19 protein-coding genes are annotated in these 22,644 nt (G+C 72.7%); 9 read left to right on the top strand and 10 right to left on the bottom strand.

All coding sequences use genetic code 11. From position 1 onward, the window contains the following. Positions 1 to 209: 209 nt before the first annotated feature. The 4 genes from ACFCY7_RS25565 to ACFCY7_RS25550 form a co-directional block, all read right to left on the bottom strand. Positions 210 to 428: a TOBE domain-containing protein gene (locus ACFCY7_RS25565; RefSeq protein WP_376488382.1), complete on the bottom strand. Its 219-nt coding sequence runs from the start codon at positions 426 to 428 to the stop codon at positions 210 to 212. Positions 429 to 538: 110 nt separating this feature from the next. Beyond that, positions 539 to 1,048, bottom strand: a complete 510-nt coding sequence (locus ACFCY7_RS25560; protein ID WP_376488381.1) for a molybdopterin-dependent oxidoreductase — start codon at positions 1,046 to 1,048, stop codon at positions 539 to 541. A gap of 148 nt (positions 1,049 to 1,196) precedes the next feature. Continuing rightward, positions 1,197 to 3,998, bottom strand: coding sequence for a molybdopterin-dependent oxidoreductase (locus ACFCY7_RS25555; protein WP_376488380.1), 2,802 nt, complete (start codon positions 3,996 to 3,998; stop codon positions 1,197 to 1,199). After that, on the bottom strand, positions 3,995 to 4,831 hold the full coding sequence (locus tag ACFCY7_RS25550) for an FAD binding domain-containing protein (RefSeq protein ID WP_376488379.1): 837 nt from the start codon (positions 4,829 to 4,831) through the stop codon (positions 3,995 to 3,997). The genes ACFCY7_RS25555 and ACFCY7_RS25550 overlap by 4 nt, the downstream gene beginning before the upstream one ends. Before the next feature lie 226 nt (positions 4,832 to 5,057). On the opposite strand from ACFCY7_RS25550, the gene ACFCY7_RS25545 reads away from it, so the two are divergent. Beyond that, positions 5,058 to 6,593: a PucR family transcriptional regulator gene (locus ACFCY7_RS25545; RefSeq protein ID WP_376488378.1), complete on the top strand. Its 1,536-nt coding sequence runs from the start codon at positions 5,058 to 5,060 to the stop codon at positions 6,591 to 6,593. A gap of 21 nt (positions 6,594 to 6,614) precedes the next feature. Here the strand turns inward: ACFCY7_RS25545 and ACFCY7_RS25540 are convergent, their stop codons facing one another. Together ACFCY7_RS25540 and ACFCY7_RS25535 are read right to left on the bottom strand one after the other, a co-directional pair. After that, on the bottom strand, positions 6,615 to 7,013 hold the full coding sequence (locus ACFCY7_RS25540) for a molybdopterin-binding protein (protein WP_376488377.1): 399 nt from the start codon (positions 7,011 to 7,013) through the stop codon (positions 6,615 to 6,617). Positions 7,014 to 7,095: 82 nt separating this feature from the next. Beyond that, positions 7,096 to 8,631, bottom strand: coding sequence for an MFS transporter (locus tag ACFCY7_RS25535; RefSeq protein WP_376488376.1), 1,536 nt, complete (start codon positions 8,629 to 8,631; stop codon positions 7,096 to 7,098). 325 nt (positions 8,632 to 8,956) lie between these two features. Between ACFCY7_RS25535 and ACFCY7_RS25530 the strand changes: the two genes are divergently transcribed. Both ACFCY7_RS25530 and ACFCY7_RS25525 read left to right on the top strand, forming a co-directional pair. Further along, a complete protein-coding gene (locus ACFCY7_RS25530; RefSeq protein ID WP_376488375.1) occupies positions 8,957 to 9,154 on the top strand; it encodes a CsbD family protein in 198 nt (65 codons plus the stop codon). Between the two features lies 1 nt (position 9,155). Then, complete coding sequence (locus ACFCY7_RS25525; protein ID WP_376488374.1) at positions 9,156 to 9,998, top strand: lysostaphin resistance A-like protein; 843 nt, start codon at positions 9,156 to 9,158, stop codon at positions 9,996 to 9,998. Positions 9,999 to 10,065: 67 nt separating this feature from the next. Here the strand turns inward: ACFCY7_RS25525 and ACFCY7_RS25520 are convergent, their stop codons facing one another. From ACFCY7_RS25520 to ACFCY7_RS25505, 4 genes are all read right to left on the bottom strand, one after another. After that, positions 10,066 to 11,790, bottom strand: coding sequence for an alpha/beta hydrolase (locus ACFCY7_RS25520; protein ID WP_376488373.1), 1,725 nt, complete (start codon positions 11,788 to 11,790; stop codon positions 10,066 to 10,068). Between the two features lie 157 nt (positions 11,791 to 11,947). Next, positions 11,948 to 12,988 carry a TolB family protein gene (locus ACFCY7_RS25515; protein ID WP_376488372.1) on the bottom strand — a complete coding sequence of 347 codons (1,041 nt, stop codon included), beginning with the start codon at positions 12,986 to 12,988 and terminating at the stop codon, positions 11,948 to 11,950. Beyond that, positions 12,985 to 14,292 (bottom strand): MFS transporter, encoded by a 1,308-nt coding sequence (locus tag ACFCY7_RS25510; RefSeq protein ID WP_376488371.1) that lies wholly within the window; start codon positions 14,290 to 14,292, stop codon positions 12,985 to 12,987. The genes ACFCY7_RS25515 and ACFCY7_RS25510 overlap by 4 nt, the downstream gene beginning before the upstream one ends. A gap of 101 nt (positions 14,293 to 14,393) precedes the next feature. Further along, complete coding sequence (locus ACFCY7_RS25505) at positions 14,394 to 15,776, bottom strand: DNRLRE domain-containing protein (RefSeq protein ID WP_376488370.1); 1,383 nt, start codon at positions 15,774 to 15,776, stop codon at positions 14,394 to 14,396. A gap of 296 nt (positions 15,777 to 16,072) precedes the next feature. On the opposite strand from ACFCY7_RS25505, the gene ACFCY7_RS25500 reads away from it, so the two are divergent. The 6 genes from ACFCY7_RS25500 (at position 16,073) to ACFCY7_RS25475 (ending at position 22,490) form a co-directional block, all read left to right on the top strand. Then, positions 16,073 to 17,296 (top strand): HupE/UreJ family protein, encoded by a 1,224-nt coding sequence (locus ACFCY7_RS25500; RefSeq protein ID WP_376488369.1) that lies wholly within the window; start codon positions 16,073 to 16,075, stop codon positions 17,294 to 17,296. A gap of 155 nt (positions 17,297 to 17,451) precedes the next feature. Continuing rightward, positions 17,452 to 19,509 (top strand): MMPL family transporter, encoded by a 2,058-nt coding sequence (locus tag ACFCY7_RS25495; RefSeq protein ID WP_376488368.1) that lies wholly within the window; start codon positions 17,452 to 17,454, stop codon positions 19,507 to 19,509. Positions 19,510 to 19,572: 63 nt separating this feature from the next. Then, positions 19,573 to 20,811 (top strand): sensor histidine kinase, encoded by a 1,239-nt coding sequence (locus tag ACFCY7_RS25490; RefSeq protein ID WP_376488367.1) that lies wholly within the window; start codon positions 19,573 to 19,575, stop codon positions 20,809 to 20,811. Continuing rightward, positions 20,808 to 21,485: a response regulator gene (locus ACFCY7_RS25485; RefSeq protein WP_376488366.1), complete on the top strand. Its 678-nt coding sequence runs from the start codon at positions 20,808 to 20,810 to the stop codon at positions 21,483 to 21,485. Before ACFCY7_RS25490 ends, ACFCY7_RS25485 begins: the two co-directional genes overlap by 4 nt. Before the next feature lie 43 nt (positions 21,486 to 21,528). Continuing rightward, entirely contained in the window at positions 21,529 to 21,894 is a 366-nt protein-coding gene (locus ACFCY7_RS25480; protein WP_376488365.1) for a zinc ribbon domain-containing protein YjdM, read from the top strand. 245 nt (positions 21,895 to 22,139) lie between these two features. Continuing rightward, on the top strand, positions 22,140 to 22,490 hold the full coding sequence (locus ACFCY7_RS25475) for an ArsR/SmtB family transcription factor (RefSeq protein ID WP_376488383.1): 351 nt from the start codon (positions 22,140 to 22,142) through the stop codon (positions 22,488 to 22,490). Positions 22,491 to 22,644: the final 154 nt, after the last annotated feature.

The raw sequence follows: 22,644 nt of genomic DNA, 5'->3' as shown, positions 1-22,644 counted from the left end.
GCCGGCGGTGTCGTTCTTGGTGTCGTCGCTCGACGAGCAGGCCGCGAGGGGGACGAGGAGGGCGGCGGTGAGGACGGCGGCGGCCGTACGGCGTCTGGCGGGGGTGAGGGACATGAGGGTCTGAACTCCTTGGGGACGAGCGGAAAGTGGGGGAGGAAGGACGGCCGCGCCGACGGCCGAGACGTCTCGGTACTGCGTGAGGAGGGGAATCAGGTGCGGTCGATGTGCACGCTGGTCGACTTCACGCGGGCGGTGGCCTGCATGCCGACTTCGAGCCCCAGCTCCTCCACGGCCTCCCTGGTGAGGAGGGGGACCAGCAGGTGCGGCCGGGCCTGGACGGTGGCCCGGCCCGTGACCGCCGACCGCCGCGCGGTGTCCGGGCCGACGCCCGGCAGATGTGCGGCCTGACCGAGGGTGTGGGACTGCATGTGCGACACCGTAGGGCGAAATCCTGCACATCTGCAAGAAAGTAGTGGGAGTCTCCATGGTGGATGAGAGGTGGGTTGGAGGAAGGGACCAGTGGGGTTGCCCGGTCGTCTCAGCCCTTGGACGGCGAGGCTCCGGGAAGCTGGTGGGCGCCGATCCAGATCGCGGTGACGGCGCTGACGTAGCGGGCGCCGCAGCGGTCGGACGGCACGACGAGCTGGGTGCCGGCGGTGTCGAGTTCCTCGTCGTCCATGCGGGTCGCGAGCAGCACGGCGGCGTTGCCGAAGTCGGCGTCGATCTCCGCCCACGACAGGACCGCGTGGTGCCCGTCCCCGCCGCTCACGGACAGCAGGAATCGGGAGCGTTCCTTGCGGCGGGCGGGGTCGAAGCCGGGGCGTGCCGCGGCCATGACCTCGCGCAACAGCGGCCCGACGAAGGTGTGGCGCTGCGGTCCCGCGGTGGCGCAGTCGAAGACCACGTCGGCCCGGTGCTGCTCCCACCCTTCGCGCAGCTCGGCGACGGTGAGAGCGGTCGGTGCGGCCACGTCCCCCCACAGTGCGAAGGATCCGGGTGCGGGCGTGGTCACAGGCATCGGGTGAGGTGCGGCGCTGGGTCGGCTCATCTTCAGTCCCCTCGGGGCGGGTCGGTGCGGCGGCTGCGCGCAGTGATACCCGACCGCTGAAGCAGGGAACCGTGTTTGCCACTTGAATGGAGCCCTGTATCCCGCATTTGTGAGCTTGCTACGAGTCAATCGCTCACATTCTCCCGGTCTATCGACCGACGCTCCGTGCCTTCCGGTCGAGGGCGAGCCAGACGCGGTCGCGGGTCACCGGCAGCTCGGTGAAGCGGATGCCCGTGGCGTCGCGCAGGGCGTTGGCGAACGCGGGGGCCACGGGGTTGAAGGGGCTCTCGCTCATCGACTTGGCGCCGAGCGGGCCGATCGCGTCGGACGTCTCGGCGAAGTGGACCTCGGTACGGGGGACATCGGCGTACTGGGGGAGGCGGTAGCGGCGGAAGGCGGCGGTGGTGACCTCGCCGCGTTCGTCGACCCGGACGGTCTCGAAGAGCGTGGCGCCGAGGGCCTGCGCGACGCCGCCCTCCACCTGGCCGCGGCACTGCATGGGGTTCATGACCTTGCCGGCGTCGGCGGCGTGGACGCTGCGGAGGATGCGGATCTCGCCCGTCGCGGGGTCGACGGCGAGGCGGAACCACTGGGCGTTGAAGGCGACCGAGCGAGGTGAGCCGCCCCAGTGGCCGTCGGCCCCCAGCTCCTCGGTCGCGCCGAGGGCGTGCCCCGCCTCGTACAGCTCCTTGAGGGTGACGAGCCGCCCGGCGCAGTCGACGGACTCGGCGCCGAGCACGCACAGGTGCCGGGCCACTCCCGTGTGCCGGGCGGCCAGGGCGCGCAGCCGTTCCGCCAGGGAGGTCGCGGCGAGGAGGACGGCCTTGCCGGCGACGACGGTGCCGGCGGAGCCGAAGGCACCGGTGTCGTGGCGGACGACGTCGGTGTCGGACTGGCGGACGGTGAGCCGGTCCTCGGTGGTGTGGAGAGCGCCGGCGGTGATCTGCTTGTGGACGGTGGTGGTGCCGTTGCCGAACTCGGCGGTGCCGACGGCGATGTCGTACGTGCCGTCCTCCAGCAGGGACACGCGGGCGTCGGCGTAGTGGCCGCCGGGCGGGCCGGTGGCGATCATCGCCATGCCGGTGCCCTGCCCGACCAGCCAGCCCTCGGGTGCGTCCTCGGCGCTGCGGTCCTCGGCGATGGCCTTGCGGACCACGGACAGGCACTGGTCGAGTCCGTAGGAGGCGATGTGCAGGTCCTCCTCCTCGCCGATCGGACTGTGCATGGGTTCGCCCGGGCCGATGACGTTCTTCTCCCGGAAGACGAGCGGGTCCATCCCGAGGCGGCGGGCCAGCTCGTCCATCACGGACTCGACGGCGAAGGTGACCTGGCCGAGGCCGTAGCCGCGGAAGGCGCCGGCCGGGACGACGTTGGTGTACACCGAGTAGGCGTCGACCTTCTTGTGCGGGGCGCGGTAGACGGCGAAGGACTCGCCGACGCTGTGGAACATGACCGCCGGGCCGTGGTTCCCGTACGCGCCGGTGTCGGACACCACCCGCATCTGGACGGCGGTGAGGGCTCCGTCGGCGCGCGCCCCCACCTTGATGCCGATGGTGAACGGATGCCGGGTGGTCGCCCCGTAGAACTGCTCGGCCCGCGTGTACTCCAGCTTCACCGGCCGGCGCAGTTTCAGCGCGGCGAGCGTGACGATGTCCTCGGTGATCATCTCCTGCTTGCCGCCGAACCCGCCGCCGACCCGGCCCGCGACCACCCGTACCTCGTCCTCCGGCAGGCCGTACAGCGCGCAGAGCGCCCGCCGGGTCAGGAACGGGGTCTGGGTGGAGGAGCGTACGGTCAGCCGTTCTCCCGTACCGTCCTCCGTCGGCTCGAAGTACGCGACGCAGCCGTGCGTCTCCAGGCTGGCGTGCTGCACGCGCTGGGTGCGGAAGGTCTCCTCGTACACGACGTCCGCCTCGGCGAAACCCCGCTCGACGTCGCCGATCTCGCCGTGCACCTCGCCCGCCACGTTGTTCTCGACCCGGGCGATACGGACCTCCGGCCCCTTGCCCGCGTGGATGACCGGCGCGCCGGGGCGCATCGCCTCCTCGGGATCGATGACGTACGGGAGCTCCTCGTACGTCACCTCGATCCGCCGGCAGCCCTCCTCGGCGGCCTGCTCGCTGTCGGCGACCACGGCCGCGACCCGCTGGCCCACGTACCGGACGACGTCGTCCAGGACCCGGGTGTCGTCGGGGTCCTCGGTCGGATGCTCGTGCCGGGCGGAGGAGTACAGGGTCGCCGGGGCGTCCTCATGGGTGAGCACCGCGACCACGCCGGGCACGCGCAGCGCGGCGGACGTGTCGATCGCGACGATCCGGGCGTGCGGGTGCGGGGAGCGCAGCAGCTTCATGTGCAGCAGGCCGGGGACCTCGACGTCGAAGGTGTAGCGGGCGGTGCCGGTGACGACCTGCGGACCGGCCGGCGCGCCGACGTTCCGCCCCACCGCCTGGCCCGCGCGGGGCTGTTCGGTGTGCTTGACCCCCCGGACGGCGTCCTCGATCGCCCGGTAGCCCGTGCAGCGGCAGAGGTTGCCCTTGAAGGCGCGGGGGAGGTCGTCGAGCTTGCCGTCGTCGTCCTCGGTGCCCCGCTCGGCTTCGAGAGCGGCCGTCGTCATGAGGAAGCCGGCCGTGCACATGCCGCACTGGTAGCCCTGGGCGTCGAGGAACTTCTGCTGCACGGGGTGGAGTTCACCCTCCCGGGAGGCCAGTCCCTCCACCGTGGTGACGGCGCGGCCTTCGGCCCGTACGGCCGGGTACAGGCAGCTGTGCACGGGCTCCCCGTCGACGTGCACGGTGCAGGCGCCGCAGTCCCCGGCGTCGCAGCCCTTCTTCACGCCGAACCAGCCGCGCTCCCGGAGGTAGGTGCGCAGGCACTGGCCGGCGCGCGGTTCGTCCTGGTGCGTCCGGCCGTTCACGTCGAGCCGGAATCCCTCGGTCTGCGAGGTGCTCATCGGGCTCCTCCTTCCATCGGGGCGATCAGTTCGCGGCGGACTTCCTCGGCGAGGCGCAGGGCCATGTGCCGCCGCCACTCCGGCAGTCCGTGGATGTCGTCGAACCACTCGCCGGGGCGGACGGCCTCGTCGACGGCGGCGCGCAGCCGCTCACGCCCCGGCGGCAGCGGGAACCAGAACCGGAACGGCCGTACCGTCGCGGCGCTGACCGTCACCGCCAGCGAGCCGTCCACCGGATCGAGCGTCCCGATGACCAGGGCGCCGGAGCGGCCGAGCCCGTACAACGAGGCCTGTCGGAACGCCGTACGGCACTCCAGCGCCCGGGCGGGAAGGGTCACCGAGCGCAGCAGCTCGCCTTCCGCGAGGTCCTTGACGCCGGCGCCGGTGACGAAGTCGACGACCTTCACGTCCCGCAGCGAGCCGTCCTGCGCCCGGAGCAGACATGTGCCGTCGAGCGCGGCGGTGAGCGAGATCATCGGCCCGGCGGGCAGGCCGTTGCACAGGTTCCCGCCGACGGTCGCCATGTTCCAGATCTTGAACGAGGCGAGGAAGGCCCGGCAGCACTGTTCGAACAGCGGCGCCGCGGGGGCATCCAGGAACCGCCTTCCGAAGCGCGACAGTTGGGTGATGGTGCACGTGGCCGCGATCTCCAGGGAACCGTCCTCGTGCCGGGTGAGCGGCTCCCACCCCATCCGGCTCAGGTCGACCAGCCGGCGCAGCTGCGGCTGCGGCTCGGAGAAGAGGTACGTGCCGCCGCCGAGCCACGCGTCCCCGGGCCGCCAAGGCCCGCTCCGCCGCGCGTCCCGCACGTCCGCGATCGTGTTCAGATCCATCCCTGCCCATGCCTTCCGACCGGTGTCCTCAGGCCAGTGAAGCCGGGGGAGAGCGGCGGAACGACTGGACGGGAAGCCGGAAATCTTCCACCTGCCAGGGGCGTGTCCTGGAGGATCAACCAAGAGCTGTTTTGAGCCTTGCCTTGGGCATCTACGATGTCTCTTCTCGTATTCGCCTCGTGAATGTGAGCTCGGGCTTGTCCCGTGGCCGCGCTAGGAGCCACTCATGCACGTCGGTCATCTCCTCCGTCTCGACCGTCTGGAACTCGCCCTCGTCTGGGGCGACGAGGCGCTGCTCGGCCAGGAGATCGGTGGTGTGACGGCGACCGACCTGGAGGATCCGGCGCGCTTTCTCCAGCCCGGGGAGATCGTCCTCAGCGGACTCGTGTGGTGGAGCAGGGACGGCGATCCGGGCAAGACCGAACGCTTCGTCTCCGCCCTGAGCGCGGCGGGAGCGGTGGCGCTGTTCGCGGGGGAGGAGACCCACGGCGAGGTGCCGCGAGAGCTGGCCGAGGCGTGCCGCGCGCACCGCGTCGCCCTGATCGCCGTGCCGGCCCGTACGACCTTCCGGGCGATCACCGAAGCCGTCTACCTCCGGCAATGGAGCGAGCTCAGCCGTCGGCCCGCGGACCACTTCGCGCTGCCGGAGAACGTCCGCCTGGACCTCGACCGCGCGCTTGAGGGCGGCGCCACGGCCGGTGACCTGCTCGTCCGGGCGTTCGCCCACCTCGGCACGCCCGCCTGCCACTTGCTGACCGGAAGCGGCCGTACGGTCGCCCGGACCGGTGCCGTACGGGCGGAACTGCCCGCGGCGCGGGCCGCGGAGCTCGTGCGGGGCGGTCACGGTACGACGGTACGTGTCGAGGCCGACGGCACGGCCTACGACAGCTGGCACCTCCACCTGCCCGAGGCGGGGCAGGTGCCCCCGCGGGTCCTCCAGGAGATAGCCGAACTCCTCGGCCGTCACCGGCGCCGCGAGGACCGGATCCGGGCGGCGAGCGGTGCGGCCTCCGCGGAACTCGTCGACGCCGTGGGTGCCCTGCGGTTCGACGCCCACCGCGTGCAGGGCGCGCTGGCCACGTGCGGTCTCGGTGACAGGGACGCCTACACCGTGGTCGTCGCGGCCCCCGAATCGCCCGGGGAAGCCGGCGCCTTGGGCGTCGCCGCACTCACCGAGGCGCTGCGCCACCTCCCCTCCCTCGCGTTCGCGGTAGCCGAAGGCCCCGGTGGTGAGGCGACGGCGGTGGTCGCGCACGACAAGGGCGCGGCGTCGGGAGTACGGGCCCGGCTGAGCGACGTATGGCCGCTGATCCACGCCTGCAGCCCGGACGTCATCCTGCACGCGGGTGCGAGCGCGGCTGCCGCCACCCCCGCGGGGTTGAACACCGCGCTGACTCAGGCCCGTTACGCCCTGGCGGCGGCCCGGGCCGCAGCACCGTCGGCCCCCCGCGTCGCCGGTCCCGGTGACCTCGACGGGCTGGGCAGACTGCTGGCCGGCATCCCCGCCGACGTACGGAACGCGTACCGCGAGACGGTCCTGGGGCCGCTCCTCGGTGTCGGCAGGGGGTCGGGCACCATGCTCCTCGACACCCTGGAGGTCTTCCTGGCGCACGACTGCTCGTGGGCGAGGACGGCCGAGGCCCTGCACGTCCACGTCAACACGGTCCACTACCGCGTCCAACGCATCGAGGCCCTCACCGGCCGGGACCTTTCGCGACTCGACCACAAGGTGGACCTGCGCGCGGCACTGCTCTGCCACTGACCGACCGCTCGCCGGAAACGGTCAGGGCAGGTCGATGTGCACGCTCGTCGACTTCACCCGTGCCGTCACCGTGACCCCGACGTCGAGCCCCAGCTCCTCCACGGCCTCCCGCGTCACCAGCGACACCAGCCGGTGCGGGCCCGACTGGACCTCCACCTGCGCGGCCACGTCGTCGACCCTCACCCCCGTGACGATCCCCACGAAGGAGTTCCGGACGGAGGTCGACACGTCGTCCTCCGGAACGGCATGGAGCCCAGCGCCCCGCTCCTGCGCGAAGCGGGCCAGCGCCGTCCCCTCGATCACCCGCTTGCCGGCCCCGTCCCGCTCCATGGCGAGCCTGCCCCCGTCCGCCCACCGGCGAACGGTCTCCGAACTCACTCCGAGCAGCTGCGCTGCCTGCCCAATGCTGTACGACGGCACAACCGCACTCTAGGCCACGCCCCGAACCCCGCGGGATGCGGGCGTCCGGGGTGGTGGTGGCGGCTTCCCGTGCCGTGCGGAGTCAGTGGGGCGGGTCGTGGGTCGCCTGCGGTTCCCCGTTCGTCGGTCGGGTCGGGACGGTGTGGGAGCCGGCGGCCGCCGCGGCGGCGTAGTGGACGGCGGTGGGTGGGCCGGTGGGGCGGATGCGGCCGACGAGGAGGGCGAGGGCGATGCCGAGGGCGCAGAAGAGGGCGAGGCCGATGGAGGCGCGGGAGAAGCCGGCGGCGAGGGCGTCGGCGGTGGCGGTGCCGGGGGCGTGGTGGTGGGTGTAGACGGCGTTGAAGAGGGAGGCGGTGACGGCGGTGAGGACGGCGGCCCCGACGTAGCGACCCATGTTGGAGATGCCGGAGGCGGCGCCGACCTGTTCCTTCGTGACGCATGCGGTGGCGACGGAGGACGAGGGGCCGTTGGCGAGGCCGAGTCCGACGGCGAGGACGACCAGGGGGACGACGAAGGTGCCGTACGTCCAGGACGCGTCGACGAAGGCGAAGACGGCGAAGCCGGCGGTCGCGACGGCGAAGCCGGACGCGATGACCCTACGGGCTCCGAGCCGGTCGACGAAGCGAGTGATCAGGGGGGCGGTCACGACGATGCCGGCCGCCGCGGGCAGCGTGGCCACGCCGGCCTGCAGCGGGCTCATGCCCAGGCCGTCGGGGTTCTGGAAGTACAGGCTGCAGATGTACATGATCGCGTTGATGCAGCCGGCCACCACCAGGATGGCGACGCTGGAACCGACCAGGATCTTGTTGCGGAGCAGCGCGAGGTCGACCAGAGGGGTGCGCACGCGCCCCTCGACCAGGACGAAGCCGACGACGGACACCGCCGAGATCGCGAAGCACACGAGGGTCGGGGCGCTGAGCCAGCCCCAGTCCGCGCCCTCGGTCACCGCGAAGACGAACGGTACGAGGACGGCGGCGATGAGCGCCGTGCCCGCCAGGTCGACGGAACGGGGACGTGACGGGTCGCGGGACTCCGGCACCGTGCGGAGGGTCAGCGGCACGCAGAGGGCCGCGATCCCCGCGTCGATCCAGAAGAGTCCCTGCCAGCCGGTGACGTCGACCAGCACGCCGCCGAGCAGCGGCCCGGCGGCGGCTCCGGCGGCCGAGGCCGCTCCCCACAGGGACACCGAGCGCATCTGCGCGTCGCCGGAGGCGCCCGCCGACAGGAGGCTGAGCCCGCAGGCCAGGATCGTCGAGCCCGCCGCGCCCTGGATCGCGCGGCCGGCGATCACGGTCGCGCCGCTGCCTCCCAGTGCGATGAACACGCACGAGGCCACGAACAGGAGCAGGCCGCACAGGAAGATGCGCCGGCGTCCGAAGATGTCGCCCAGGGCGCCCGAGGTGACGATCACGGCCGCGCCGACCAGCGAATAGCCGGTCACGGCCCACTGCAGGGTGGCCAGGGAGGCACCGGTGTCCTCGCTGATGGCCGGCAGGAGGATGCTGACCGCGGAGGTGTTGGCGTTCACGACGAAGGCGGAGACGCACGTCGCCGTCAGCACCCCGGCGCCCGCGCGGGCGGCTGCGTCCGGTGCGGCGCCCCCGGTCGCCGCGCTCACTCGGCGGCCCCGGGACGGTGCTGTGACGCGGCGGCACCGCACTTGAGGCGTCCACGACGCTGATCCACCACACGTACTTCCACCCTGTGCACCCCGGATTCAACACATGATCAGACTGGCGCCAGAACGGTAGGACGGCTGCCGGTATCCACACGGCAGACCCTCCGTTCGGCGGATGAGGTCCACCCGCATGGCCCAAGGAGGCGGGCTGAGGGAGGGGGAAGGGGGCGGGACGCACCTCTCGTCCGGCCGGTGCCGACGAGCACCTCGGACCGCCGGAACTTAGCGTGGAGGGTGAGAACACATGTGACGGAGGGACCACGGCATGGACCACGGCATGCACGACGCCATGGACAAGGCCAAGGGCAGGCTCAAGGAGATCACCGGAAAGATCACGGGCCACGAGCGCCTTGAGGCCGAGGGCAAGACGGACCAGGTGAAGGTCAAGATCCGTCGGAAGATGACGAGCGTCCGGCACCGGGCCGAAGGCATCAGGGATTCACTGAAACGCGACCACTCGTAGCGTGGCCCGTCGCGATCGGGACGATGCCGACCGGCCCGTGGGCCGAGGACACCGCACCGCGGGCAGCCGTACGCCCGGCGGCGGCGCGCGCAGCGGCGGTGCGTCCGATGGCCAGGCGCGCGGCGGCCGAGCCCGCCGCAGGTGGCGCGGGCCGATCGGCACCTGGTCCGCCGTACTCCTCACGGTCGTCGTCCTCGCCGCCGCGAATCTGCTGCTGCACCGCTGGACCGGCCCGATCCGCCTGGTGGCGGCCGTCGCGGTGAGCGTCCTGCTGCTCGGGGTGCTCCGCTGGGCGGGAGGCACCCTGGAGGACGCCGGTCTGGCACCCGGGACGCTGGCCCGCGGTGCGAGGTGGGCGCTGGCCTTGATGGGGATCGTCGCCGTCGTCTATGCCGTGGGAGCGCTGCTGCCGGACACCCGCTCGCTGTTCGAGGACCGGCGGTACGACGGGATGACGGGGGGAGAGCTGGCGGCGCGGGTGCTCGTGGTGGTCCCCGTCGGCACCGTGCTCGTGGAGGAGGTCGCGTTCCGCGGCGTGCTCTACGGACTGGTGCGCCGGGCCCGTGGGACCTTCTGGGCGACCACCGTGTCGAGCGTGCTGTTCGGCCTGTGGCACGTCCTGCCGTCGCTGCACCTGGCGGCCGCGAAGCCCGCGCTGACCTCAGTCCTGGGGGACTCTCCGTTCGGGTCCGTGCTCGCGGTCCTGGGCGCCGTGCTGTTCACGGCGGCGTCGGGCGTCCTCTTCTGCGAACTGCGACGGCGCAGCGACAGCCTGCTGGCACCCATGGGGCTGCACTGGGCGGTCAACGCGTTCGGCTACGTCGCCGGCTTCCTGCTGCGGTGACAGCGCGTTCGGCTCCTTGCGCCGCGTTCCTGCTGCGCCGGGCGGGCGCCCCGGGGGCGGGCGAGGGTCAGTCTTGCGGCGGCTGGATGATGTCCCGCAGCCGGTCCAGGTCCTGCGGCGTGAAGCCCGAGGGCCGCATGACGGCGTTCCAGCCGTCGACGTACGCGGCCTTGTAGGTGTGACCGTGGCCGTCCGGCACGCCCGTGGAGAACGGGAGGTCCGCCGTGACCTGCCAGAAGGTCACGAAGGGGATCCAGACCATCCCTTCGAGCACGTCGCTGCCGGGCGCCTCGCCGATCCAGTCGGGCTCGGACAGCGCCAGGTTCGGGCTCCACCAGACGATCGGGTCGGACGGGTGCATGAGGTACAGCACCCGCGTGCCGTTCCACGGCTCGCCCTCCGGAGGGATCGTCCCGGCGGTCGGGTCGTCGGTGAACCGCACGGTCCGCCCCTGCCGGAAGACGGGCTCGATCTCCGGAGTTCCCGCCTCGCGGTGGTCACTGAAATCGCGGAACAGGGTGTTGAAGTTCGGCGGGCCGGCGAACAGGGTGCCGGCGGTGCGGTTGCGCAGGTCGTACTCGCCGCTGAAGGCCGCCTCGCCGCCGAACGACCCCAGGCTCTCGCCGGCGACGAACAGCCGCGGGCGCTGGTCCTGGGGCAGCTTGGACCAGACGTCGTAGACCGCGTCGAAGAGTTCGCGGCCGGCCTCGCGCGCCTTGGACTGGTCCACGAGATAGGAGAGCCACGACGGCAGGTACGAGTACTGCAGGGCCACGGTGGCGGAGTCGCCGTTGCCGAGGTACTCGAACGAGTTCACGGCGGCCGGGTCGACCCAGCCGCTTCCCGTGGTGGTCATGACGAGCAGGTTCGCGCGCTCGAAGCCGCCGGCCCGCCGCAGGTCGGCGACGGCCCGCTCGGCGCGCGCCTCCGCGTCGTCGGCGGTCTCGAGTCCGGCGTAGGCCCGGACGGGCTCCTGCGCCGGACGGTGGGTGAAGGCGCCGATGTCCCGCGCCGTCGGACCGCTGCCGGCGAAGGCCCGGCCCTGGTAGCCCAGCGTGTCCCACGGCACCAGGGAACCGGGACCGCCGGAACGCAGGGCGGACGTGGGCTGGTGCACGCCTTCCGGCGTCGTCGTGTCACGCACCGAGAACGCCTCGTTGGCCGTGTTCACGATGCCCGCCAGCAGGACGCCGCTGATCACGGACCACGTGAGGCCCGCCACCACGACCCAGCCGACCACCCCGGCCGCGCGCGGCCCGATCCAGCGGCGGAGGTGCCGGGCGAGCCACCGGTACAGGCGCCGCAGCCCCCGGCCCGCCAGCAGCAGGAGCCAGAACACGAGCGCGGCGATGAACGGGCAGGCGACGGCGGTGGCGACGTTGTAGTCGGTGACCCCCATCAGCTCGCGGATCTCGTGCTGCCAGTACTGGCCGAACCCGAAGGAGAGGCCGAACAGCACGATCCCGCAGATGACGAAAACGCGCCACGACCCGTACGAGGCCTCTCGCGCCTCCCGGTCGGCGAACGCGCGCCACACATAGGCCGCGATCACGCCGAGCCCGTAGCCGATCGCCCCGCTGATGCCGGCGATCAGGCCCTGGAGCACCCCGCCGCGCGGCAGCAGGGACGGGGTGAAGGAGAGACACGCGAGGAGGAGCGCGCCCCAGCAGCCGGGGAGCGTGAACCGGAGCGACCGGCGGAACCTCCCGGAACCGTTCGCCCGCTCGGCGTCCTCGGCCTCCCCGCGGCCCGGAGAACCGTCCGGCGGGGACGTCTGCGCATCAGGAGCCATAGCCGACCTCCGAGGCAAATGATCCCAAGCCCGGACCGGACGTGCCACCCGTGACACCCCGCGCCGTGCGCGCCCGCCGGCGGGATCCGCGGGACGCGTACGCGCCTCGGTGCGGCCCAGTGGTCACCGAGCATCCGGGCTGATCCGCTTCGGCGGGTCAGCCGAGTGCCGCGGGGGAGTGGGCGTTGCGGAGGAGGAGGCGGGGGGTGCCGGTGCCCGTGGAGGGGACGGACCAGAGGTCCTTGGTGCCGTCGTCGTGCTGCTGGGCGTAGGCGAGGGTGGTGGGGGAGAGCCAGGCGGCCTGGTCGTCGACGCTGCGGGTCTCGGCGGTGGGGGTGACGCGCTGGGTCGTGAGGTCGAGCACGGAGAGGCGCCAGCCGCGGGTGGGGTCGCCGTCGATGGGGGACTTGAAGGCGATCCTGGTGCCGTCGGGGGAGAGGGAGGGGCATTCGACGCGGTCGCGGAGGGTGCGGACGGTGCGGGCGGCGAAGTCGCCCTGGACCAGGTAGCGGTGGCCCTTGGTGTACATGGTGGCGTAGAAGGTGTTGTCGTCCTTGGTGAAGGTCACGCCCCAGAAGTTGACGTCGGCGGAACGGTACGGCTTGCCGTCCTTGACGACCGAGAAGGTTTCGAGGGTCTTGAAGAGGGTCCCGGACCTGGTGTCGTAGATGCCGGTGCGGGTCGCGAAGTTGAGCGTGGCGTAGCTGTCCCCGCCGACGAACGAGGTCCAGGACACCATGCGTCCGCTGGCGGAGACGCGCACCCGGTTGGGGACGCCGCTGACGGGGATGGTCCTGCGTTCCTTGAGGTCCGGTGACAGCAGGCGCATCGTGACGGTGCCGAGGACCCCGTCCGAGTACAGGCAGGCGACCGTGCCCGCGGCGGCGTAGACGCGGTCGCACTTGGTCGAGGACACGGCCCGCTCGCCGCCGGGGTCGGCCTTGTCGGTGGTCGTGATCTGACCGGTGCTCGTCAGGGTCAGCAGCCGTGGACCGGGCTTCAGCGACACGGTCTCGGTGGTGACGGCCGTGTCGGGTGCCTGGGCGGAGGAGCTGTGCCGGGCGTAGCCGATGGCGACGGCGGCGAGCGCGAGGGCGGCGACCAGCGTGGTCGTGAGGCGGGCCGTCCGTCCGGACCGGCGCGGCGCGGAGGACGGGTTCGGGTCGGGCTCGGCCGGGGGGGTCGACTGCTCGCTCATGCGGTTTCCTCGGTGTCGGTGTCGGTGTCGGTGTGGTTGTCGGTGTCGGTACGGGTGGTGGCGCGGACGACCAGGAGGAACGCGGTGGCGGCGACCACCGGTACGACCAGGGCGGCGGCGCACCGGACGGCGGTGGCCGGGCCCCACAGCTGCCAGGCGAGGCCGAAGAGGACGGAGGAGGCGAGATAGGCCAGCGCCTGTCCGGTCTGGATGAGGGCGAGGCCGGTGGTGCGGAGGTGCGCGGGGAGTACGGGACCGGCCAGCGCCATCAGGACGCCGTCGGTGGCGGCGTAGAAGGAGCCGTACAGCACGAGGACCAGGGCCACCAGCGGCATGCCGTGCAGCGGGCCGGAGAGGAGCAGGTACACGCCGAGCAGTGCGGTGTAGCCGCCGAGCACGACGGGCAGGCGGCCGACGCGGTCGGCGAGGGCTCCGACCGGGACCGCGAGGAGGAGGTAGACGAGGCTGGTGCCGACCGCGAGCAGGGGGAAGCTGCTCAGCGAGACCTCCTCCCGGCGTTGCAGGAGGAGGTAGACGAAGCCGTCGCCGATGACGGCGAAGCCGAGGAGGCAGGCCGCGACGACGAGGCGGCGCACGGGTGCGGACCGCAGCAGGCTCAGGGCCTCGCGGGGGGTCGCGACGGCGGCGGGGGGTCGCTCGTCGTGGCGGTCCCGGACGAAGAGCACGAGGACGAGGACGCCGAGCGCCGCGATGCAGAAGCTGGTGACCAGGACGGCGTCGAAGGCCTGACCGGCGGCCGCGAGGACGGCGAGGGCGACGAGCGGCCCGAGGAACGCGCCGAAGCCGTCCATCGCCCGGTGCACGCCGAAGGCGCGGGCCAGGGCGTGCGGCGGGGCCGACAGGGTGATCAGCGCGTCCCGGGGGGCGGTGCGGAGCCCCTTGCCGGCCCGGTCGACGGCGATGACGAGGCCGATGGCGCCGGCGGTGCGCCCGACGGCGAGCAGGCCCAGTTTGGCGAGTGCGGACAGCGCGTACCCGATGCCCGCCACGGTCTTGGGTCTGCGCGCCCGGTCCGCGACGTAGCCGCCGGCGAGCCGCAGCAGCGCGGTCGCTCCGGTGTGGAGGCCGTCGAGCGCGCCGTAGGCCAGGGGGCTCATGGACAGCCCGACGACGAGGTACACCGGGAGGATCGCGGTGACCATCTCGGCGGAGACGTCGGTGAGCAGGCTGACCGTGCCGAGCGCGAACACGTTGCCGCCGACGGCCGTGATCCCGCGGAGGCGGGAGCGGCCCGCGGTGGGTGCGGCGTCGGCCCCCGGCCTGTCGATCGAGGACAGATACATGCGGGCGGACCTTTCGGGGCGGGGGAGCGGGGTGGGGCACGCGTCGTGGAGCGGGGGGTGCCCTCCCGGGTGGGGGAGGGCACCGGTCGCTCGGGTGCCCGTCAGTGGCAGGAGTTGGTGCCGCTGTCGGTGAAGGTCTTGCCCGCCTGGGGGACGAACTGCCAGTCGTAGCTGTTGGAGTGGAGGGTCAGCTTGAGGACGCCCCACGTGTTGCCGTTGCGGATCTCGCTGTTGGGCTGGATGGTGCCGAAGCCGCCGAGGCCGGTGCCGCCCATGCCGGCGACGAACTGCCGGATGCCTCGGGTGTCGTCGAGGCCGCCGGTGGCGTTCATGGGGGCGAAGCGCTCGTAGTTGTGGTTGTGACCGGTCACGATCACCTCGGCGTTGTTGTCGTACAGCGCCTGGTACAGCGGCTGGACGGAGGTGGCGGGGCCGTGGCTGGCGCCGGAGGTGTAGCGGGGGTGGTGCCAGTACGCGACGGTGCACGGCTTGGTGCTGGCCGCGAGGTCGCCGCGCAGCCACTGCTCCTGTGCCGAGCCGGCCGCGCAGGACACGACCGAGCAGTTGGAGTTGAGCGCGACGACGTGCCAGTTGCCCAGGTCGAAGGAGTAGTAGCCCTTGTTGGGGTCACCGGCGGAGGCGCCGAAGTAGTTGAAGTAACCCGACGCGCCCGAGGTGTGGTACTCGTGGTTGCCGGTGGCCGGCTTGGTGCGGGCCTTGTGCCTGCCCCACGTCGGGTCGTAGCAGTTGGTGTAGTCGGCCGCGGTGCCGTCCGGGTAGGCGGTGTCCCCGATGGCCATGACGGTGCCGCCGATGCCGTCCAGGAGGTTGGCGGTGGCCTCGTCGCCCCCGGTGCCGCAGTCGGCGATGTCGCCGGCGCCGACGAGCACCGGGTCCCCGGTCGGTGCCGAGGTGGACGGCGTGGGGGTGGGCGTGGGGGCGGTACCGGTGGTGACCACCAGTTGCGGGGCGTCGGCGCCGGACTCGCGGGCGTCGTAGTACGCGCCGTCGGAGCTGGTGGAGCTGCCGCCGAAGCCGAAGGTGCCGTTGCCGGTCACGACGGAGGTCACGTCGATCTCGACCCACTGGTCGTTCGCCACCGCGCCGAGCGACGCGAGCGAGGCGCCGTCGATGAGCGGCTTGTTGTTCCAGGTGACCGCGGTCTCGGACCAGGTGGTGTCGCTCATCGACTTCCAGGTGCCGCCGTTGCCGCTGTTGCCGGTGCTGGTGACGCGGATGCGCAGCTTGGCGCTGGACACCGTGCCGCTGAGGCCGCTGACCGCGAACTTCAGGAACGACTGGCGCACCGGCGAGTTGTCCACGGTGAACAGCGCCGAGGTGCCGTAGTTCGTCGACGGCGTGGTGTCCTGCACGTAGGTGTCGGCCGACGGCGTGAAGGTGGTGGTGGCCGCGCTGGCCGTGGGCGCGAAGGTCAGCAGGGCCGCGACGGCGGCGGTGGTCGTGGCGACCGCTGCGGTCGCCAAGGACGCTCTTCGGATGTGGCGGGTGCCCATCACGTGAATCCCTTCCGAGGTGAGGGTGTCGCCTCGTGTACGAGGCAGTGAGGAACCTAGGGATCCGCTATGAGCCACGACTACAGCCGCCGCGTGAACCTTGGGTGCCGGGCACATGAGCGTTTTCCCGTGTGACGTGGGCGCATTGACAGTCCGTGGGCGGAGGCTCCGCCGCGGTGGTGCGTCGCCGAGAGTTCAGCGGGGCATCGCGTCCTGGACATGGACGCGTCATGCGGCCCTCTCCTCTCCCGGCTCCACTCCTCGGCGTGACGATCGCGACTCCGCCGCCGGGACATCGAGGCGCACCCTCCGCAACGACCAGCGCGTGGCTCCGCGTCGTGCTGGGTGCCGTGGTACTCGCCGGGCTCCTCCTCTCGGGGACGGCCCCGGCCGCGTCGGCGCACGTCCCGACGACGGACGGGACGTCCGTGATCCGCCAGGACGGGGCGACGGTGCGCTACACCCTGGAGCTGGACTACGACACCCTGACGAACGCCGCCGGACTCGGCGCGCTGCCGCGCGACACGAAGGACGCCGAGCACACGGCCTTCCTCGCCACCCACCGCGCGGGGCTCGCCACGTACCTCTCCGACCGCCTCACCGTCACCCTCGACGGCTCCCCGTGCCCCGCCGAGCTCGGAGACACGGGCATCACGAAGCGCCAGCGGTTCCTCTACGCGCGCCTGCTCCTCACCTACCGGTGCCCGGGCTCGGGGAGCGGCGAATTCACCGTGCGGTACGGGGTGTTCTCCGAGGCGGACGCCATCGGCGCCGAGCACACCAACATGGTCGACTACGAACTCGGCGGATCCGGCGGCAGCGACGTCTTCGACACCGGCCACCGCGAACTGCGGGCCGGCCGCACCGCCGCCGGCCGGGATGCCGCGCGCTCCGACGGCTCCGAGGCCTCCGAAGCCTCCGGCGTCTCCTGGTCGTCGACGGGCCGCTTCGTGTCCCTGGGCCTGGAACACATCCTGGGCGGCATCGACCACGTGCTCTTCCTGGTGCTCCTCCTGCTCGGCGCCGAAGGATGGCGCAGCGTCCTCCGCCTCGCCACCAGCTTCACCGCGGCCCACAGCGTGACGCTCGCCCTGGCCGTGCTCGGGTGGGTCGACGTCCCCACCGAGATCGTCGAACCCCTCATCGCCCTGTCCATCGTGTACGTCGCCGTCGAGAACATCACGCGCGGCGAATCGCGGCACCGCGTCCTCGTCGTCTTCGGATTCGGGCTGCTGCACGGCCTCGGCTTCGCCGGCGCCCTCGACTTCACGGACGACTTCAGCGGCCGGCTCCTCGTCTCGCTCCTGAGCTTCAACCTCGGCATCGAACTCGGCCAACTCGCCGTCGTGGCCGCGGCGTTCCCGCTGATCCTGCTCGCGCGCCGCCGCTCCTGGTCGACCCTCGCCCACATCGGCGCGGCCGCCGTCGTCGGCGTCGTCGGCCTCGTCTGGTTCGTCGAGCGCCTGCTGCCGCCGGGCGGCGCCGCGTAGCCGCGGGCGGGGTCCCCGTACTCCCCGGGGAGTAGTCACGGCCCCGGGACGCCCCGGGGAGTAGCCCCCGAGTCGGTCTCCAGTGCGACGAATCCCCCTCCCGGCGGCGGGAGTCTGGGACGGACACGACGAGGAACGACGGAGGGAGGCCCGTGATGGGGGGCCGTAAGAGGATCGTCGGCTGGGGGGTGCTGGCGCTGTGGGTCCTGGTGATCGCCCTGGCGGCGCCGCTCGCCGGGAAGCTCGGCGACGTACAGCGCGACCGTGCCGTGGACTACCTGCCGGCGAGCGCGGACTCGACGCAGGTGGCGAGGATCACCGAGCAGTTGCCCGGAGGGGACTCCACCGACCTCGTGCTGGTCTACCACCGGGAGGGCGGACTGACCGCCGCCGAGCGGGACACCGCCGCACGGGAGGTGGCTAAGGTCGCCGCCGGGCACCGGCTGACGTCGACGCCGAGGCCCGTGCCCTCCGAGGACGGCACCACCGTGATGTACGCCGTGTCCAGCAACGAGCCCGGCGCGGACGAGGAGGCCAGGGACGCCTTCGTGCACGACGTCCGTGAGACCGTCAGCGGCGAGGTGGGCGGCCCCGGCGCGCTCGCCACGGACGCGAGCGAGGTGTACCAGTCGCTCGACGGCCCGCTGCTCTACACGACCGTCGCGGTCGTCGCGATCCTGCTGATCGTCATCTACCGCAGTCCGTTCCTGTGGCTCGTGCCGCTGGCCGTCGCCGGAGTCGCGGACTTCCTGTCGATGGCCGTGACCTACGCCCTCCACCAGGGGTTCGACATCAGCGTCTCGGGCCAGAGCACGGGCGTCATGACGATCCTCGTGTTCGGCGCGGGCACGGACTACGCGCTGCTGCTCGTCTCGCGCTACCGGGAGGAGCTGCGCCGCGTGGCGCGCCCGTACGACGCCATGGCCGCCGCGCTGCGCGGCTGCGGGCCCGCCGTCCTCGCGTCCTCGGGAACCGTCGCGCTCGGCATGCTCTGCCTGCTCGCCGCGGACATGAACAGCAGCCGGGGCATGGGGCCGACGGCCGCGGTCGGGGTGCTGTGCGCGCTGGTCGCGATGACGACGCTGCTGCCCGCCCTGCTCGTGGTGCTCGGGCGGCGGGTGTTCTGGCCGCTGATCCCGGCGTACGGGAGCGAGCCGAAGGCCGCCCGGCGGTCGCTGTTCGCGGCGATGGGCTCCTCGGCGGGCCGACGGCCCCTCGCCGTCCTCCTCGCGGGGGCCGCCGCACTGGCCGCCCTCGGGCTCGGCGCGTTGAACCTGCCCGGCGCCCTGAAGCAGGAGGACTCCTTCAGCACCACACCGGAGGCCGTGGCCGCCATGAAGACGCTGGCCGCCGCCTATCCCGAACTGGGGACGCAGCCGATCACCGTCGTCGCCCCGACGGCGGGCGCGGCCGGTGCTCTGGAGACCGTGCGCAAGACGGGCGGCGTCGCGCAGGCCGAGCGCGGCCGGAGCGGCGACGGCTGGACGGAGATCTCCGTCATCGCCGCGCACCCGCCGCAGTCCGCCGCCGAGACCGCGACCATCGAGGAGCTGCGCTCCGCGCTGGGCGACGGCGTGTACGTCGGCGGGCCGAGTGCCGAGCAGCTGGACATGGCCGACACGAGCGCCAGGGACCGGGACATCGTCGTCCCGCTCGTCCTCGTCGTCGTGACGATCGTGCTGATCGTGCTGCTGCGCAGCCTGGTCGCACCGCTGGTGCTGGTCGCCGCGGTCGTCGCGGTCTGGGGCGCGGCCCTGGGCATCGGGGGCCTCGTCTTCGAGTCCCTCTTCGGGTTCGGGGGCACCGACCCCGGCCTGGGCCTGCTCTCGTTCGTCTTCCTCGTCGCCCTCGGCGTCGACTACGGGATCTTCCTGATGCACCGGATGCGCGAGGAGTGCCTGAAGGGGACGGAGCCGGGTGCGGCCGCCCTGACCGCGCTGCGGACGACCGGCGGGGTGATCGCCTCGGCGGGGCTCGTCCTGGCCGCCACGTTCGCGGTGCTGGTCAACATGCCGATGGTGCAGCTCGCGGAGCTCGGCTTCGTGATCGCGGTCGGCGTCCTGCTCGACACCTTCCTGGTCCGCACGTACCTCGTCACCAGTGCGAGCGTGCTGCTCGGCCGGAAGGTGTGGTGGCCGGGCCCGCTGGCCAGGAGGACCGGGGCGGACCCCGGTTCGGAGGCCGCGGCCGAGCCGACGCCCGTACGGGTCTGATCAGGGGCGGGTGGGGGCTCCCGGGGCTACCGGGGGCCCCTGCCCGCGGGGAGGATGGACGGCATGGACTACGCAGCGGCCTTGATCCGCGACCCGCAGGCGGCGCCGTACCGGACGCGGTACGACGCGGCGCTCGCCGCGGGCTTCGCGCTCGTCGCGGTCGCCCTGGCGCTGACCGTCGACGACGGCCGCCGGCCGGACGCGCTGGGGTGGGCGCTGCTGCTCGCCGCGCACGTGCCGCTGGTCTGGCGGCGCAGGGCGCCGCTGGCGGTGCTGCTGGCGGTGGTGGCCTGTGTGGCCCCCTACCACGCGCTCGACTTCATGCACCTGGCGCCGATACCGGCCTCGATGACCGCGCTGTACACGGTCGCGGTCACCGGTCGGCCGCAGCGCACGCTGATCGTGGGGCTGACGGTCACGTCCATCACGCTCACGATCCAACTCGTCGTCAACCCGCACGAGATGGTCGAGCTGCTCAGGGTCTCCGGCTGGGTGATCGCCATGCTCGTCTTCGGCGCGAGCATCCGGCTCTACCGGCAGCTGGTGGCGGGCGTGGTGGAGCGGGCGGAGCGCGAGGGGGAGCGGAAGGCCGCCGAGGAGCGGCTGCGCATCGCGAGGGACCTGCACGACCTCCTCGCGCACTCGATCACCCTCATCGGCGTGCAGGCGTCGGTCGCGGCGCACGTCCTGGTCGCCGACCCCGACCGGCTGGACCGGGAGGCGCTCGTCCGGGCGCTGGAGGGGATATCCGAGACGTGCCGGGACGCCCGTGCCGAAGTGCGCACGACCCTGGACGTCCTCCGGGCCGCCCCCGAGGGTCCGCTGCCGGACCTGGCCTCGCTGCCCGACCTCGTACGGCCTTCGGGCGCCGACCTGACGGTACGTACGGGTGGGGCGAAGGTCCCGGCGGCGGTGGGCGCGGCGGCGTACCGCATCGTGCAGGAGTCCCTGACCAACGCCGTGCGGCACGGAGGTCCGGACGCCCGCGTGCGGGTCGATGTCGGCCTGGCCGAGGAGGTGTTGACCGTACGGGTGACCAACAGCGGCGCGGGGGCCGGTGGCGGCGGCGGTGGACACGACGGGAGCACCGGCGGGGGCGGCGGAACCGCGGGGCCCGGTGCGAACGGGGGATCCGGTGTGTCCGGCGGATCCGGGGGACCCGGTGGGTCGGGGTACGGGATCGTCGGGATGCGCGAGCGGGCCAGGAGCGTGGGCGGCACACTGAGCGCGGGCCCGCGCGACGGCGGGGGTTTCGAGGTCACGGCGGCGCTGCCGCTCGCGGCGAGGGAGGTGGCGGTGTGATCCGGGTGCTGCTGGCGGACGACCAGTCGCTGGTGCGGGCGTCGTTCGCGATGCTCGTCGAGTCGGCGCCCGACATGGAGGTCGTGGGACAGGCGGCCAACGGCAAGGAGGCGGTGGAGCTGGCCCGTTCGGCACGGGCGGACGTGGTGGTCATGGACGTCAGGATGCCGGAGCTCGACGGGATCGGGGCCACCCGGCTGATCGCCGCCGACGAGGACCTGGCCGGGGTGAAGGTGCTGGTCCTGACGACGTACGACACGGACGAGCACATCGTGGAGGCGCTGCGGGCCGGCGCGTCGGGGTTCGTCGTCAAGGACATCCGGCCGGCCGAACTCCTCGGCGCGATCCGTACGGTGGCGGCGGGGGAGGCCTTGCTGTCGCCGGGGCCGACGTCCCGGCTGATCGCGCGGGCGCTGGCGCTGCCCGAACCTCCCGCGCTGGGCGGCCCGGAAGGGCTGTCGGACCGGGAGCGCCAGGTGCTCGCGCTCGTGGCGCGGGGGCTGAACAACACGGAGATCGCGGAGGCCCTGGGGCTGTCGCCGCTCACGGCGAAGACCCATGTCAGCCGGATCATGGGCAAGCTCGCGGTCCGGGACCGGGCCCAACTCGTCATCGTCGCGTACGAGTCGGGCCTGGTGGTCCCGGGCGTCGCCCCCGGCGGCCCGGGCGACTAATTGCCAAGTTTCGCAATTGACAGTTTCGCTCTAAACTCGCCGCGTGAACGAGAACCTCCCTCCCTGCCCCGAGTGCTCCGGCGCCTACACCTACGAGATGGGCGCGCTGCTCGTCTGCCCCGAATGCGGCCACGAGTGGTCCCTGTCGGCGGGGGCGGCCGACGGCGCCGGCGCCGGTGCCGGCGGCGAGAAGGTGATCAAGGACTCGGTGGGCAACGTCCTCGCGGACGGCGACACGGTGACCGTCGTCAAGACGCTCAAGGTCAAGGGCAGCCCGACCGGCATCAAGGCAGGGACCAAGGTCCGCAACATCCGGCTCGTGGACGGCGTCGACGGTCACGACATCGACTGCAAGGTCGACGGCTTCGGACCCATGCAGCTCAAGTCCAGCGTGGTCAAGAAGGCCTGAGCGGCCCCGGGGCCGGACTCGCGACGGCCGTGGCCGCCGGCGCCCTCGCGCTCGGGCGCGCCGAGCACCATGACCCCCGCGCCGGAACCGGCCAGGTCGGGAACCCGCACGTCATGAGGCCTGACCGGAGGCGCGAAGATGGTGTCCATGGTGAAGAACTCCGGATGGACGCGATGGACAGGGCGGACGCGCGGGCGGCCGTGCGGCGGGACGGCGGCCGCCTGTTCGGATCGGCGGTGGGGGCAGTGAGCACGCCGCTCTACCAACTGAAGGCGGAGTTCTTCAAGACGCTCGGACACCCGGTGCGCATCCGCGTCCTGGAGCTCCTGAGCGAGCGCGAGCACGCCGTCTCGGAGATGCTCGCCGAGGTCGGGGTCGAGCCCGCGCACCTGTCGCAGCAGCTCGCGGTGCTCCGCAGGTCGAACCTGGTCGTCGCGCGCCGCGAGGGGTCGGGTGTCTTCTACTCCCTGACCTCTCCCCAGGTGGCCGAGCTGCTCGCCGTGGCCAGGACGATCCTGTCGGGCGTACTCGCAGGCCAGGCCGAACTGCTCGCCGACCTCCGCGCCGCCACGCCGGGAGTACCACCGACCGCCTGACCGCGGCCGCACGCGGATTCGTCGCCCCCGCCGCACATGGACGGCGCTTCGCGCGGCAGGGGCGGCGGCCCTCCCCGGCCATGGCCCGGCGCCTCTACGGCGGCACGAGCGTCTCGCCCGGTGTGCGCGACCGGCAGGAAGAGGGTGCCTGAAC

The organism is Streptomyces sp. NPDC056361, from assembly GCF_042262805.1.
Taxonomy (GTDB): domain Bacteria; phylum Actinomycetota; class Actinomycetes; order Streptomycetales; family Streptomycetaceae; genus Streptomyces.
This window is presented reverse-complemented; position numbering and strand designations above follow the sequence as displayed.

Excerpts from the sequence above, each read along its gene's own strand:
- ACFCY7_RS25565 (WP_376488382.1), bottom strand. The coding sequence starts at position 428 with ATGCAGTCCCACACCCTCGGTCAGGCCGCACATCTGCCGGGCGTCGGC.
- ACFCY7_RS25560 (WP_376488381.1), bottom strand. The coding sequence starts at position 1,048 with ATGAGCCGACCCAGCGCCGCACCTCACCCGATGCCTGTGACCACGCCC.
- ACFCY7_RS25555 (WP_376488380.1), bottom strand. The coding sequence starts at position 3,998 with ATGAGCACCTCGCAGACCGAGGGATTCCGGCTCGACGTGAACGGCCGG.
- ACFCY7_RS25550 (WP_376488379.1), bottom strand. The coding sequence starts at position 4,831 with ATGGATCTGAACACGATCGCGGACGTGCGGGACGCGCGGCGGAGCGGG.
- ACFCY7_RS25545 (WP_376488378.1), top strand. The coding sequence starts at position 5,058 with ATGCACGTCGGTCATCTCCTCCGTCTCGACCGTCTGGAACTCGCCCTC.
- ACFCY7_RS25530 (WP_376488375.1), top strand. The coding sequence starts at position 8,957 with ATGGACCACGGCATGCACGACGCCATGGACAAGGCCAAGGGCAGGCTC.
- ACFCY7_RS25520 (WP_376488373.1), bottom strand. The coding sequence starts at position 11,790 with ATGGCTCCTGATGCGCAGACGTCCCCGCCGGACGGTTCTCCGGGCCGC.
- ACFCY7_RS25515 (WP_376488372.1), bottom strand. The coding sequence starts at position 12,988 with ATGAGCGAGCAGTCGACCCCCCCGGCCGAGCCCGACCCGAACCCGTCC.
- ACFCY7_RS25510 (WP_376488371.1), bottom strand. The coding sequence starts at position 14,292 with ATGTATCTGTCCTCGATCGACAGGCCGGGGGCCGACGCCGCACCCACC.
- ACFCY7_RS25495 (WP_376488368.1), top strand. The coding sequence starts at position 17,452 with ATGGGGGGCCGTAAGAGGATCGTCGGCTGGGGGGTGCTGGCGCTGTGG.
- ACFCY7_RS25490 (WP_376488367.1), top strand. The coding sequence starts at position 19,573 with ATGGACTACGCAGCGGCCTTGATCCGCGACCCGCAGGCGGCGCCGTAC.